This window comes from Microbacterium sp. M1A1_1b, assembly GCF_053345565.1.
Genome location: NZ_JBKFAJ010000011.1, coordinates 47,807 through 60,698, shown reverse-complemented (window position 1 = coordinate 60,698; position 12,892 = coordinate 47,807). Strand labels below are relative to the sequence as shown.

The 12,892-nt window shown below is 72.3% G+C and carries 14 protein-coding genes; 9 read left to right on the top strand and 5 right to left on the bottom strand.

All coding sequences use genetic code 11. The annotated features are described in order from the left end of the window. The first annotated feature begins 15 nt into the window (after positions 1 to 15). From ACLBWP_RS17885 to ACLBWP_RS17865, 5 genes are all read left to right on the top strand, one after another. A complete protein-coding gene (locus ACLBWP_RS17885; RefSeq protein ID WP_447656185.1) occupies positions 16 to 2,181 on the top strand; it encodes an MMPL family transporter in 2,166 nt (721 codons plus the stop codon). Positions 2,182 to 2,193: 12 nt separating this feature from the next. Next, on the top strand, positions 2,194 to 2,844 hold the full coding sequence (locus ACLBWP_RS17880; RefSeq protein WP_447656184.1) for a GntR family transcriptional regulator: 651 nt from the start codon (positions 2,194 to 2,196) through the stop codon (positions 2,842 to 2,844). Between the two features lie 141 nt (positions 2,845 to 2,985). After that, positions 2,986 to 4,494 (top strand): LCP family protein, encoded by a 1,509-nt coding sequence (locus ACLBWP_RS17875; protein WP_447656183.1) that lies wholly within the window; start codon positions 2,986 to 2,988, stop codon positions 4,492 to 4,494. Positions 4,495 to 4,536: 42 nt separating this feature from the next. Further along, positions 4,537 to 5,115, top strand: a complete 579-nt coding sequence (locus ACLBWP_RS17870; protein ID WP_447656182.1) for a sigma-70 family RNA polymerase sigma factor — start codon at positions 4,537 to 4,539, stop codon at positions 5,113 to 5,115. Positions 5,116 to 5,124: 9 nt separating this feature from the next. Then, the gene (locus ACLBWP_RS17865; RefSeq protein WP_447656181.1) at positions 5,125 to 5,907 is read left to right on the top strand and encodes an endonuclease/exonuclease/phosphatase family protein; all 783 of its coding nucleotides are present in this window, start codon (positions 5,125 to 5,127) and stop codon (positions 5,905 to 5,907) included. A gap of 7 nt (positions 5,908 to 5,914) precedes the next feature. On the opposite strand, the gene ACLBWP_RS17860 is transcribed toward ACLBWP_RS17865, so the two are convergent. Then, the gene (locus tag ACLBWP_RS17860; RefSeq protein WP_447656180.1) at positions 5,915 to 6,628 is read right to left on the bottom strand and encodes a hypothetical protein; all 714 of its coding nucleotides are present in this window, start codon (positions 6,626 to 6,628) and stop codon (positions 5,915 to 5,917) included. Positions 6,629 to 6,850: 222 nt separating this feature from the next. Between ACLBWP_RS17860 and ACLBWP_RS17855 the strand changes: the two genes are divergently transcribed. Then, entirely contained in the window at positions 6,851 to 7,762 is a 912-nt protein-coding gene (locus ACLBWP_RS17855; RefSeq protein ID WP_447656179.1) for an SDR family oxidoreductase, read from the top strand. Positions 7,763 to 7,849: 87 nt separating this feature from the next. Here ACLBWP_RS17855 and ACLBWP_RS17850 read toward each other — a convergent pair whose 3' ends face one another. Continuing rightward, a complete protein-coding gene (locus ACLBWP_RS17850; RefSeq protein WP_243564288.1) occupies positions 7,850 to 8,170 on the bottom strand; it encodes a hypothetical protein in 321 nt (106 codons plus the stop codon). A 196-nt stretch (positions 8,171 to 8,366) separates the two neighbouring features. Between ACLBWP_RS17850 and ACLBWP_RS17845 the strand changes: the two genes are divergently transcribed. Next, entirely contained in the window at positions 8,367 to 9,041 is a 675-nt protein-coding gene (locus ACLBWP_RS17845; RefSeq protein ID WP_447656178.1) for a TetR/AcrR family transcriptional regulator, read from the top strand. A gap of 69 nt (positions 9,042 to 9,110) precedes the next feature. On the opposite strand, the gene ACLBWP_RS17840 is transcribed toward ACLBWP_RS17845, so the two are convergent. Further along, on the bottom strand, positions 9,111 to 10,628 hold the full coding sequence (locus tag ACLBWP_RS17840; protein ID WP_447656177.1) for a threonine/serine ThrE exporter family protein: 1,518 nt from the start codon (positions 10,626 to 10,628) through the stop codon (positions 9,111 to 9,113). An 83-nt stretch (positions 10,629 to 10,711) separates the two neighbouring features. Here ACLBWP_RS17840 and ACLBWP_RS17835 point away from each other — a divergent pair, with 83 nt between their 5' ends. Then, positions 10,712 to 11,416 (top strand): hypothetical protein, encoded by a 705-nt coding sequence (locus tag ACLBWP_RS17835; protein WP_447656176.1) that lies wholly within the window; start codon positions 10,712 to 10,714, stop codon positions 11,414 to 11,416. Here ACLBWP_RS17835 and ACLBWP_RS17830 read toward each other — a convergent pair. Further along, positions 11,394 to 11,654 (bottom strand): hypothetical protein, encoded by a 261-nt coding sequence (locus ACLBWP_RS17830; protein WP_447656175.1) that lies wholly within the window; start codon positions 11,652 to 11,654, stop codon positions 11,394 to 11,396. The two genes, ACLBWP_RS17835 and ACLBWP_RS17830, sit on opposite strands and share 23 nt — an antisense overlap. A gap of 80 nt (positions 11,655 to 11,734) precedes the next feature. Continuing rightward, on the bottom strand, positions 11,735 to 12,175 hold the full coding sequence (locus ACLBWP_RS17825) for an OsmC family peroxiredoxin (protein ID WP_447656174.1): 441 nt from the start codon (positions 12,173 to 12,175) through the stop codon (positions 11,735 to 11,737). 120 nt (positions 12,176 to 12,295) lie between these two features. Between ACLBWP_RS17825 and ACLBWP_RS17820 the strand changes: the two genes are divergently transcribed. Further along, the gene (locus tag ACLBWP_RS17820) at positions 12,296 to 12,886 is read left to right on the top strand and encodes a DUF805 domain-containing protein (RefSeq protein ID WP_447656173.1); all 591 of its coding nucleotides are present in this window, start codon (positions 12,296 to 12,298) and stop codon (positions 12,884 to 12,886) included. Positions 12,887 to 12,892 lie beyond the last annotated feature (6 nt).

Sequence of the window (12,892 nt, the reverse complement as noted above, 5' to 3'; positions counted from 1 at the left end):
AGTACGCTCAGCGCCGTGCCCCGCTTCCTCCGCATCGTGCTCCCCGCGCTCGTCATCGTGGTCTGGCTCGGCGTCGCCTCGGTCGGCGGCCCGTTCTTCGGCAAGATCTCCGAGGTCTCGACCAACGACCAGACCTCGTTCCTGCCCGCGTCCGCCGACGCGACGAAGGTGCAGCAGCAGTCCGCAGCGTTCCGCGACGAGACCGGCGCCCCGGCCGTCGTCGTGCTCGAGCGTGACGGTGGCCTGCGGTCGTCCGACACCGCCGCGGCATCGGACCTGGCCCAGCAGCTGGGGGACCGGTCCGACGTCGCGTCCGTCAGCCCGCCGATCCCGAGCCAGGACGGCGACGCGGTCGAGATCGTCGCGACGCTGACGAAGGCCGCGGAGACCGGCGACGCCGTCGCCGCCATCCGGAGCGACGTCGACCGAGCGCTGCCGTCCGGGGTGCAGGGCTTCGTGACGGGGCCGGCCGGGTTCACCGCCGACCTGACCGCGGCGTTCGCGGGCATCGACGGGATCCTGCTCGGGGTGGCACTGCTCGCGGTGCTGGTGATCCTGGTGGTCGTCTACCGGTCGCCGCTGCTGCCGTTCCTGGTCCTGGGCACCGCGACGTTCGCCCTGACGGCATCGATCCTGGTCGTCTACGCCCTGGCGAAGGCGGGCATCGTCACCGTCAACGGGCAGGTGCAGGGCATCCTGTCGATCCTGGTGATCGGCGCCGCGACGGACTACGCCCTGCTGTACGTCTCGCGCTACCGCGAGGCGCTGCGGGACCAACGCACCGGGTGGGACGCCACGAAGGCGGCACTGCGCGGCAGCCTCGAACCGATCCTGGCCTCGGGCGGCACCGTCATCGTGGGTGTGCTCTGCCTGCTGCTGTCGGACCTCAACTCCAACAAGGCGCTCGGGCCCGTCGCGGCGATCGGCATCGCGTTCAGCGTGCTCGCCGCCCTGACGCTGCTGCCCGCGCTGCTGCTGGCCTTCCGACGCGCCGCGTTCTGGCCGCTCCGACCGACGTACGGCAGCGCCCACAAGGCCGTGACCGGGCCGGACGCCCGCGGGGTCTGGGCACGGGTCGGTCGGCTGGTGGCCCGACGGTCGCGCGTGGTCTGGATCGTCTGCACGGTCGGTCTGCTGGCGATGGGGACCGGGTTGCTCGGGCTCCGGGCCGACGGCGTGCCGCAGAGCGACCTGGTGATCGGGCAGTCCCAGGCCCGCGACGGCCAGGCCGTGCTCGCCGACCACTTCCCGGGGGGATCGGGCAGTCCCGCCCAGGTGATCGGTGACGCCGACCGCCTCGACCGGCTCGTCGCGGCCATCGAGCGCACCGACGGCATCGACGGGGTGGCCGCGGTGTCGAAGCAGTCACAGACCGGCACCGTGCCGGTCGGCAAGGACGCCGACGCGACCCAGGGCCGCACCGGGCAGCCCGGCGCGACGCAGTCCGCCACCGGGCAGGCGGCCGAGCCGACCGTGGTCGACGGTCGTGTGCTGCTGCAGGCCACCCTGACCGACACCGCCGACTCCGACGCCGCCGAGCAGACCGTCCGCGACCTGCGGGTCGCCGTCGAGCGCGCCGACCCGGGGGCGATCGTCGGCGGGGTCACCGCGACGGCGGTCGACACGAACGACACCGGCATCCGCGACCGCACGCTCATCATCCCCGTCGTGCTGGTCGTGATCCTGCTCATCCTGATGCTGTTGCTGCGCAGCATCGTCGCGCCCCTGGTGCTGATCGGCAGCGTGATCGTGTCCTTCGCGGCGGCCCTCGGTGTCGGTGCGCTCGTGTTCGACCACGTGTTCCACTTCCCCGGAGCCGACCCGTCCGTCCCGCTGTTCTCGTTCGTGTTCCTGGTGGCGCTCGGCGTGGACTACAACATCTTCCTGATGACCCGGGTGCGCGAGGAGACGATCCGCTCGGGGCCGCACGAGGGCGTCCTGCGCGGGCTGGGCGTCACCGGCGGCGTGATCACCTCGGCCGGCGTCGTCCTCGCCGCCACCTTCGCCGCGCTCGGCGTCATCCCGATCCTGTTCCTGGTGCAGATCGCCTTCGTCGTGGCGTTCGGGGTGCTCCTCGACACGATCGTCGTGCGCTCGCTGCTGGTGCCCGCGCTCGTGTACGACCTGGGCCACCGTGCGTGGTGGCCGTCGCGCCTGTCGCGGAAGCACGCTGACATGTGACACGCTGGGCACATGCCAGTCCCCTCGACGCAGCCCGCCGCAGAGCGGAAGCTCCTCCGTGACACCGTGCAGGACAAGATCCGCGACGCGATCATGGACGGCACCCTCGAACCGGGCGAGCGGCTGAACGACGACGACCTGATCGCCTGGCTCGGCGTCTCGCGCACCCCCATCCGCGAAGCACTGGCCGAGCTGGCCCGTGCGGGTCTGATCGAGATGGCGCCGAACCGCTACACCCGGGTCGCCGCACCGTCGAAGGACGAACTGCTCGACGCCTACCGCACCCTCGGCGTCATCTACGGCGGTGTGGTCCGGCTGGCCGTGCCCCGGCTGAAGGACGGCGAACGCAAGAAGATCGTCGCGATGATCGACCGCAGCCTGGCCAGCCTGGACAAGGACGAACAGGCGAAGGTCGCCCACGACGGCGCCGACCTGTACTCGATGTGGGCCGGGTCGTGCGGCAACCCGTCGCTCGAACAGCTCTGCCGCTCGACGACCGACGGGCTGGCGTTCAAGCTGCGCGTGCCCGAGCTCGCCGAGCTGATCCCCGCCGACGTCGTGCGTCCCGAGCTGCAGAAGCTGCGCGACGCGGTCGTCGCGAAGGACCCGATCGCGGCGGAGCTCGCGATGGAGGCCGTGCACCTGCTGCCGACGCGCGGCTGACACCGGACACTCGCGCGGCGACCAGCCGACGGACAGGAGGCGCGGGGCGGGCCCGCACCGGGCCTCCAGTCCGGGGGTGGTCCGGACCGGTTCTCGGGTCCGTCCCATGCTCATCCCGCGGTCTGCGGTTATCGTGCTGCAGTGAGCACGCAGCCTGAAGAGACGACCGAGCGCCGCCGACGCGGCACCGTGCCGCCCCGGCACGGCCGGCAGAAGCGCGGGATCGGCGTGGTGATCCCCGCCATCGCGGGCGTGCTGACGATGGGGCTGCTGCTGAGCGGCGGGTACGCGGCCTTCGCCTACAACCGACTGGCATCGAGCGTCACCAAGGTCGACGCGATCACCGGTTCGACGACGAAGCAGGACGACGTCGACGGCAAGGCCATGAACATCCTGCTGGTCGGCGACGACCACCGGCCGGACAACGCGACGCCCGAGCAGCTCGCCGAACTGAGCACCGAGTCCGACGGCGGCGCGACCAACACCGACACGATGATCGTGTTGCACATCTCGGCCGACGGCAAGGACGCGACGATGATCTCGTTCCCCCGCGACTCGTACGTGTCGATCCCCGGTGTCGGCAAGGGCAAGCTCAACAGCGCCTTCTACTACGGCACCCTGAACAACGGCGGGGCCGCAGGCGGAGCGCAGCTGCTCATCAAGACGATCGAGGGCCTGAGCGGGCTGTCGATCGACCACTACGTCCGGGTCTCCCTGCTCGGCTTCTACGAGATCGTCAAGCAGCTCGGCCCGGTCAGCGTGTGCCTGAAGGAACCGGCGAAGGACGAGTACTCCGGGGTCGACCTGCCCGCCGGCGACTCCCAGCTCGACGCGAAGCAGGCGCTGTCCTTCGTGCGGCAACGGCACGGCCTGCCGAACGGCGACCTGGACCGGCAGGTCCGCCAGCAGTACTTCCTGTCGCAAGAGGCGCGCAAGATCCTGTCCGCCGGCACGCTGCTCAACCCGGTCAAGGCCACGAACGTCATCGACGCGATCGGTGGGTCGATCGAGACGGACCAGGGTCTCGACATGCTCTCGCTCGCCACGCAGCTGCGGAACCTGCGGCCCGCGGCGATCAAGTCCGCGACGATCCCGATCCTCGGCACCCCGACCATCTCCGTCGGCGGGTCCGCGCTGTCGATCGTCGAGGTCGACACCGCGGGCATGCCGGCCTTCGTGCAGGGGCTGGTCGGACAGCCCGAGGCCTACACGACGGCGACCGCCGCGGACCCGGCGTCGGTCTCCGTCACGGTGCTCAACGGCAGCGGTGTCACGGGTGCGGCCGGTGCGGCGGGGACGACGCTGGCGGGCCGCGGCTTCCAGGTCGGCGCTCCGGGATCGTCCGACACCACCGCGACGACGATGGTGCAGTACCCCGCCGGGTCCGAGGCGCAGGCCAAGGCCGTCGTGGACGCCGTGCCCGGCGCGGTCGCGGTGCAGACGGCCAGCGTGACGGGTGTCACGCTGGTGCTCGGGACCGACGGCAAGACCGCCGTGGCCGCCCCGGCTGCCCCGGCGGCACCCGCAACGGGCTCCGCCGATGCCGGGTCGTCCGACGGTGGCTCGTCCGCGGCGTCGCCCTCGGACGAGCCGAGCCCGACGTCGACCGCGGTGCACGCGTACGGTCAAGCGGACTCCTGCATCTACTGACCCTGACTTGCACCACCGCCGGAAGAATGTCACATTCTGGTGGTGACGATCGACCGGCCAGCACTCCGCGCCGAGGAGTGCGCACTCCTGGCGGCGGTCGGTCACGGCGACCGGGCGGCGTTCACCCGCGTGTACGAGCGGTACCGCCCGCTCGTGCAGCACTGGGTCCGCCAGTACCTCGCCGACGCGTGGGTGGCGGACGAGGTCGTGCAGGACGTGTTCTTCGAGCTGTGGACGATCGCCGACCGGTTCGACCCGGAGCAGTCGGCCGTCGCGTGGATCCGGACGATCGCCCAGCGCCGCGCGATCGACCGCCTGCGGAAGGCACGTGCGGACCGGGACCGCGACCTGCGGATCGGGGCGCGTGACCTGGAGCTCGTCGACCACGCCCACGTCGAGCGCGCGGAGTCGGTGCTCGACCGTCGGGACCTGTACCGCGCGGTGCGCGCACTGCCCGATCGGCAACGGGACGCCGTCGTCCTGCGGTACCTGGTCGGGATGAGCGGCCCCGAGACGGGGGAGCGGCTCGGTGTCCCCACCGCCACCGCGAAGTCCCGGGCGCGGGACGGCATCCTGGCGTTGCGCCGGGTCATGACGACCGCGTCCGGGACATGCCCGTAGGTTCGACACGTGAGCACCTCCGCGCAGCCGATCACCCTCGTGACCTACAACATCAAGAACCCGGACCCGGCCCACGACTGGCCGGCGCGGCTGCCCGTCCTGCTCGACGTCGTCCGCCGGCACGATCCCGACGTGCTCTGCGTGCAGGAGGCCTTCGACCACCAGATGGACGACCTGCGCCAGGGGCTGCCCGGGTACGTCGACGTCGGCCAGGGACGCGAGGGTGGCACAGCGGGCGAGCACGCCGCCGTGTTCTTCCGGACCGCGCGGCTCCGCCCGGTCGACGAGGGCTCCTTCTGGCTGTCGGACACCCCCGACGAGCCGGTGTCGAACACCTGGGGCAGCGTCTTCCCGCGCATCGCGAACCACGCCCGGTTCCTCGACCTGCAGGGCGACGACTTCACGCTCGTGACGACGCACTTCGACCACGAGGACACCGCGCACGGTGACGACGTCCGTGCACGGAGCGCAGCGTTGATCGTCGAGCGGTTCGCGGGCGTCGACGGACCAGTCGTGTTCGCGGGCGACTGCAACGAGCCGGCCGGTGCCGGTGCGGCGTCGCGGGTGTTCGCCGAGGGCGGGTTCACCGACGCGTGGGTCGTCGCCGGTGATCCCGAGGACCGGACGGCGACGTTCAACGACTGGGCGCCGCCGGTCAGTTCCGGCGAGCGGATCGACTGGGTCCTGACCAGGGGCGTGACCGCGGTCGACCGGGTCGTGATCGACCACGACGGGCCGGAGACCTGGTTCGCCAGCGACCACTTCCCGGTGGTGGCGCGCCTGCGGATCTGAGTCGGCGTCAGCAGCCGTGGTCGGCGTTGACGGGCATCGGCGACCCGATCACGGTGACGGTGGTGTCGTCCGTCAGCGCCGAGACGCCGTTCGTGCCGGCGCCCGCCCGGTCCGACGGCCACCCCTCGGCGAGCAGGACCTGCCAGGCCGTGGCGTCGCCGGACCCGAGGGACTCGCGGTCGCGCTGCCGCGCGTCGTCGATCAGGTCGTGCACGTCGTCGCCGACCTGCACGTCATCGGGTCCGCTCAGCTCGACGAGCCCGCCGGTGCGCGCGCGGACCTCGGAGCGGAGGATGCGGACCTCGAGCGCGTTGCCGAGGTCGGAGGGGGTGGTGAGTGCAGCCACGCGGAACCCGCCGCCCCACGTGTACGTGACACCGGCGGGGAAGCACCGGCCGCCGTCACCCTCGGCGGTCTGGGTGCGCGACGGCGTGCCGAACAGTCGGTCGAGCAGCGCGACGGTCTCGTCCGCGTTGCGCATCGACGCGACGGCGACGGTCCGGTCGCCGCGGCGCAGGGTCATCGACTCGGCATCGAGCTCGAGGCCGTCGACACGTCGGAGCTTGGCGTTCGACACGTGCGCGGCGTCGGGCCCGGGGGTGACCTCGGCGGCGACGGCCCGGTCGTCGAGCGCGTGCCCGTGCGACAGGTCGGCGGTCGTCGCACCGGCCACGATGGCGAGTGCGGCAGCGCCGAGCGCGATGCAGGTCCGAGCGGTCACCGTCCGACCGTACGACCACGGGTCCTGCTCGGCGACGGGTGTTACCGAATCGGGTCCGCGCCGTCACCGGACCGTGATGTTCGCCACGGGCTGTCCGGAGCGGCGCGACGGACCGGCCCCGGGCCTCCTGAACGGAGTGGCCGGGCGGCCGGGCGGGACCGCCGCGAGCGGGGGACACCCGCCTGACGGGACGGAGAGGCCCCGCTGCGTAGCGTCGTGACGATGACGGACCAGCAGATCGACCAGTACGCAATGCAGGACCCGACCACGATGTACGCCGACAAGCAGCCGGACGAGCAGTACCTCCCCGGCGCCGGGACCGACGAGGAGATGGCGAAGAACGTGCCGGCCGATCACGGCGAGGACACCTACCGCGGCGCCGGTCGACTCGCCGGCCGCAAGGCGCTCGTGACGGGCGGCGACTCGGGCATCGGTGCTGCGGTCGCGATCGCCTACGCCCGCGAGGGTGCCGACGTCGCGATCGGCTACCTGCCCGAGGAGCAGGAGGACGCCGACCGCATCGTCGGGCTGATCGAGGCTGCCGGGCGCAAGGCCGTCGCGATCCCGGGCGACATCACCTCGCTCGCGTTCTGCGAGCAGCTCGTCGCCACCGCGGTGCAGGAACTCGGTGGACTGGACATCCTGGTGAACAACGCGGGCAAGCAGCAGAACGTCGAGTCGATCGTCGACATCTCGGACGAGGAGTTCGACGAGACCTTCAAGACGAACGTGTACGCGACCTTCCGGATCACGAAGGCCGCGGTGCCGCACCTGCAGCCCGGCTCGACGATCATCAACACGACGTCGATCCAGGCGTACGCGCCGTCGCCGCACCTGGTCCACTACGCGGCCACCAAGGCGACCGTGAACAACCTGGCGAAGGGCCTGGCCGCGCAGCTCGCACCGAAGGGCATCCGCGTGAACGCCGTCGCACCCGGGCCGATCTGGACCCCGTTGCAGCCGGCCGGTGGTCAGCCGCCCGAGGCGCTGCCGTCCGCGGGCGAGCAGACCTACCTGGGCCGCTGGGGCCAGCCGGCCGAGCTCGCGCCGGCCTACGTGTTCCTGGCGAGCGGCGAGTCGTCGTACGTCGTCGGGGAGACGCTGCACGTCGACGGTGGGATGCCGACGCCGTAGCGGTCCGGGTCCCCACGGGACGGACGGGAGGCCCGGTGCCAGCTGGCACCGGGCCTCCCGTCCGGTGTGTGGTGCCGACGTGGCGCGTCAGCCGACGCTGCAGCTCCGTGCCAGGCGCTCGAGGAGCTCGCGGGCCGACAGCGCCGCCGCCAGCTCGACCTCGACCGGGTTGATGCCGAACGCCCGCTCGAGGCGCCGCCGTTCGGCCTGGGCGGCCACCGGCACCTCGGGTCGCTGCGGCAGGACGGCGATCGCCTGCGCGGCCGCCTCGAACGCGCCCTGCGGCCGTCCGAGCTGCTGCCACATCGTCCGGACGTCGTGCGCGACCTGGTCGGGGTCGCCGCCGAACTCGAAGCCGGCGGACGCCATGGTCGCCAGGCCCTGGGCGGTGGGGTGGTCCGGGGTCATGCGGGCATCGTCACACAGCCGACCGGGAACACGCCAGGTGCGCACGACCGTCCTGTCCTCCAGAATGCCGACCCCCGTACCGGGGATTCTGTTGCGCCCCGGAACACGTCAGGCTGAGGGATGCGGACAGGACGTCCGCGATCGGACACGGGTCCCACTGACGTCGACCCGCCGTCCCGGATCGACGGAGGGCATGATGCTCGAGGACACCAGCGCGGACACCGCGGCAGCCGCCGCAGCGGCCGCGACCCTGCACCTGCGGATCACGATCGTCGGGGCCACCGTCGACCTGCTCCGGGACGTGCCGTTCCACGAGGCGCGGCCCGACGCCGTCGCCGAGCGGCTCGACATCACGGTGCACGAACTGCAGCAGCACTTCCCGTCGTGGGACGGCCTGGTGCTCGCCGCGCTGGACCGGTGGAACGGCGCGCGGATGGACGAGGTCACGCGCGAGGTCGGCGACGGCAGCACCGTGCAGCTCCTGCGCGGGATCGTCGCCTCGAACGCCGAGGACCCGGCCCTGATGCGCCTGCTCGTCGCGCTGCTGTCGGTCGCGGGGAACCCCGCACACCCGATGTCGTCGTACCTGCGGTCCCGCTACCAGCTCTTCTTCGCGCAGATCAAGCGCGGGCTCGAACACGACGTCGCCGTCGGACGCGCGCCGCACACGATGGAACCCCGACGCGGCGCCGAGCAGCTCATCGCCCTGTACGAGGGCCTGCAGCTGCAGGCACTGCTGCGTGCCGACCTGGACCTGGTGCCGGCGTTCGACCGGGCCGTCGGCCGACTCGAGCGCGGGTGGATGGAGCGGTACCAGCCGCAGGCCGTCCGTCGGCTGTCGACGTGGTCCGACGACGGCTGGGACCTGTAGTCCGCCTGCGGCGCAGACGCGGGGCGCTCGCGTCGTCCGCCCGCTGCACACGGTGCGCGCCCGCACGGTTCAGTGCGTGCGCGGCAGCCGCGGCACGGTGCCGTTGCCGGGGTCGTACCCGCTGTCGCGGATGACCCGCAGCGCGGTGGTGTCGTTGTGCACCGAGTGCACCACGACCCGTCGCGTCCGGCGCAGGGCCCGTCGTGCCCCCGGGGTCGCGAAGAGCCCGCCCAGCACGAGTCCGGCGCCGATGCCGAGCGCCACCGACACCGCCGCGACGAAGTCCAGCGCGGCACTCGAGCTGCCCGACATGACGTTCAGCAGCGCGTTCGACACCGCGACACCGGGCAGCAGCGCGCCGCAGAACGCCGGGACCGAGATCGCCGACACCGCGGTGCGCATCCGGACCGCGGCGTACGTCGACAGCACACCGAGCAGCACCGCCGCCACGAAGGTCGCGCCGAGCAGCGGGATCCCGAGCTGGCGGAGCCCCCACAGCGACGCGCCCGCGGCCACCGAGAACACGACCGCGACCGGGATCACCCGCGCGCTCGCCTGCTGCACGAAGCAGTTCGCGCCGGCCGACACGACCGTCAGCGACAGCGACGCCCACAGCGGCAGTGTCTGCGTGACGATGCCCGACGGGTCGATCTCCAGGTGCAACCACGTCGTCAGCGCGATGCCGGCCGGCACCCCCACGACGATCGCGGCGATCACCAGGCCGATGTAGAACGCCCGGGCGACCGCCATCGCCCGGAAGCCGGAGATGGCGTCCTGCGCCCACGTGACCAGTGACACGTGCGGCAGCAGCAGCACCACCAGGGCGGCGACCATCGTGGCCGCCCCGGCCGGCTGCAGCACCCCGGCGCCGATCGCCAGGGTGCCGATCACCGACGCCACGGCGCCCTGCGCGCCGGACACGAAGAACTGCGGGTACCCGCGTCCGGTCAGCCAGCGCCCGGAGACGATGATCCCGAGCATGAGCACGAAGGCGCCGACGCCCGCACGCCACCCGCCACCGGCCTGCATCGCGACCGAGGTGCCGAGGATCGCCAACCCCACGTCGGCGACCCACATCGGCCACCGCGGCGGCATCCGCAGCACCGCGACCAGGGCGCTGACCGCCGAGGTCATGTCGCGCTCGTCGTGGATGACGTCGTCGACGATCTGGTTCGCCCACGCCAGTCGGTTCAGGTCGGACCCGTCCGAGCGGACCGTGCGGATCTTGACCAGGGTCGGACCCTCGGCGGGGGCGTACTGGATCGTCACCGAACTGCCCGTGAAGTCGAGCTCGAGCGGCGCCAGGTTCCACTTGGTCGCCACGGCCACCAGGGCGATCTCGACGCTGCGGGTGTCCGCGCCAGAGGCGAGCATGACCTCGGCGACGTCGAGACAGAAGTCGACGATCTGCACCGCGGTGTACTGCGCGGCGGCCTGCCGGTCGGGTTCGACGTGCTCGTAGATCGAGCCACGGAGCCGAGCGCGGATGTCGCGCAGGTCGTGCTGGGCGACACTGCGCGCGCGAGCACGGTGCGGAGGACGAGGCGGCCGGCCCGTCCGGGGAACAGGGTGGAGCGGATCGGGCATCACGCCATTGTGCCTGGCGTCCGCCGCATGCGTCATCCACGCGTCCTGCACGCGGCCTGGACGCATGCCCTACCGTGTCGGGTATGCCATCGACGTCGACGGAGACCGCCCGCGCGCTGCTGCAGGAGCTCGATCCCGGGGCCACCCACCGTGACGTGGACGCGTCGCTTCGAGCGGCCGGGTGGACGCCGTGCGGCACCGGCGACTGGGCGTGGGCGCTGCGCTCGCCGGACGGTTCCGTCGTCGCGCGGATCAGCCCGTTCGACCCCGCCGCACCGTACGCAGCGATGTTCTACCGCCAGGCGTCCGACACCGGGCAGGTCCCGGCACTGTTCGGCCACCGCGTGCTGGACGGCGGCGGCGACCTGACCCTGATGGAGCCACTCGGCCCGGTTCCCGAACCGGAAGCGTCGACGTTCCTGCACGCCGTCGCCGCGGGTGCTCCCGAGGTCGCGGAGCTGGCAGGGCACGTGCGCCAGGTGCACGCACGCGGTGCCGTCGAGCAGCCGTGGTGGGGCCCGCTCGACGCGAACCCGGCGAACGTGATGCGGGGTGCGGACGGTCGACTCGTGTTGACCGACCCGTACTACGCGGACGGACCGAACCTGTACCGCACGGTGCTCGAGGACCCGGACCGCGTCGTGCGTGCCTTCCCCGCGGCGCGCCGACGGTTCATGACCGAGCTGCCGCTCGCCGGGTCCGGTGGGTGGCCCGACGGCGACGCGGAGCGGATGCGTCAGGCGATCGCCGCGGCGGACGCCCGGCTCAGCGCGGCGGACGGACGCTGAGCCGCCCGGCCGCGAACGCGGCGGCGACCGCACCGACGACGGCGAGGCCGACGCCGGTCCACAGCTGCCAGGGCGTGGTGCCGGCGACGAAGGCGAAGTCGGACAACGGCGCGTACGCGTACCAGCCGAACGACGCCGGTGACGAGGGCGCCGTCGCGGCCACGACCACACCGGCGACGACGGCGACGATGCCGAGCCACAGCGTCACGTGGGTCCAGGGGCGGGGGCGGGCCGTCATGCCCTCGAGCGTACCGACCGACGCAACAGGAGGCGCGGTGCCAGCCAGCACCGCGCCTCCTGTCAATCAGGTGGTGACGACTACTGCTCGAACGTCGCGTTCAGCGAGATGTCGACCCCGGTCAGCGCCTTGCTGACGGGGCAGGTCGCCTTGGCGTCCTCGGCGGCCCTGAGGAAGGCGGCCTCGTCGATGCCGGAGACCTCGCCGTGGACGGTCAGGACGATGCCGGTGAGCTTGAACCCGCCCGCGCTGTCCGGGCCGAGCGAGACGTCGGCCTTGACGTCGAGGGCCTCGACCGTGCCGCCGGCCTCGCCGAGGACCGCGGAGAACTGCATGGCGTAGCACGCGGAGTGCGCGGCGGCGATGAGCTCTTCCGGGCTCGTCGTGCCGCCGGCGTCCTCGGCGGCGCGCTTCGGGAACGACACGTCGTAGGTGCCGACCTTGGAGCTGGAGAGTTCGACCTGGCCGGAGCCGTCGTTCAGGCCGCCGTTCCAGGCGGTGCGAGCGGTGCGCGTGGGCATGGGCGCTCCTTTCGTGTGGGGGTGCGGACCCGAGCGGGTCCGTCGCAGCCGAGTCAATCGGAGAACGACCGTTCTCGCAAGCCGTTCTCGGCGAAGACGCAGTCTCGCTACGATCGCGGCATGGGGGAGTGGACGTTCCGCGAACGCGCGATGGTGCCCGGCGCTGTCCGGGGTACAGGGCCGCTGCTGGCGTGGGCCCGGTTCTGGACGCAGGGGTGGCGGTTCCACGGGCGTGCCAGCCGGTCCGAGTTCCTGTGGCCGCTCGTGCCCGAACTCGTGCTGGTGGTGCTGCTGGTCGGTCTGCCGATCTGGCTGGGCACGCCCTGGCGCTGGGACGCGTACGGCGACCCGTTCGGCATCGTGCCCTCGCCGGCCGTGCACTTCGCCCTGTTCGGCGATCCGTCTCGCGGCGTCGAGTTCGGCTTCGGCGGTGGGGTCCGGGTCGCACCGAACCCGTGGGACACCGTGGTGATCGTCGGGCTGGCGCTGACCGCCCTGCCACGGTGGACGTTGCTGGTGCGCCGGCTGCACGACCGCGACCACACCGGACTCTGGATCCTGCTGCTGGTGTTCACCGGTCCGATCGGCTGGCTGGTCCTGGTCGTGATGGTCCTCCGCGAGCCCCGGTCGAGCGGCGCGCGGTTCGACCCGAGCCTGGCCGACGCGTTCCGGTCCGGTCTCCGCACGCCTCGGACTAAACGACAGGTGTAGCGTGAC

What these genes read in the sequence shown, in the direction of transcription:
- ACLBWP_RS17855 (WP_447656179.1), top strand. Translation starts at nt 6,851, where the DNA reads ATGACGGACCAGCAGATCGACCAGTACGCAATGCAGGACCCGACCACG.
- ACLBWP_RS17845 (WP_447656178.1), top strand. Translation starts at nt 8,367, where the DNA reads ATGCTCGAGGACACCAGCGCGGACACCGCGGCAGCCGCCGCAGCGGCC.
- ACLBWP_RS17825 (WP_447656174.1), bottom strand. Translation starts at nt 12,175, where the DNA reads ATGCCCACGCGCACCGCTCGCACCGCCTGGAACGGCGGCCTGAACGAC.
- ACLBWP_RS17835 (WP_447656176.1), top strand. Translation starts at nt 10,712, where the DNA reads ATGCCATCGACGTCGACGGAGACCGCCCGCGCGCTGCTGCAGGAGCTC.
- ACLBWP_RS17820 (WP_447656173.1), top strand. Translation starts at nt 12,296, where the DNA reads ATGGGGGAGTGGACGTTCCGCGAACGCGCGATGGTGCCCGGCGCTGTC.
- ACLBWP_RS17830 (WP_447656175.1), bottom strand. Translation starts at nt 11,654, where the DNA reads ATGACGGCCCGCCCCCGCCCCTGGACCCACGTGACGCTGTGGCTCGGC.
- ACLBWP_RS17880 (WP_447656184.1), top strand. Translation starts at nt 2,194, where the DNA reads ATGCCAGTCCCCTCGACGCAGCCCGCCGCAGAGCGGAAGCTCCTCCGT.
- ACLBWP_RS17850 (WP_243564288.1), bottom strand. Translation starts at nt 8,170, where the DNA reads ATGACCCCGGACCACCCCACCGCCCAGGGCCTGGCGACCATGGCGTCC.
- ACLBWP_RS17840 (WP_447656177.1), bottom strand. Translation starts at nt 10,628, where the DNA reads ATGCCCGATCCGCTCCACCCTGTTCCCCGGACGGGCCGGCCGCCTCGT.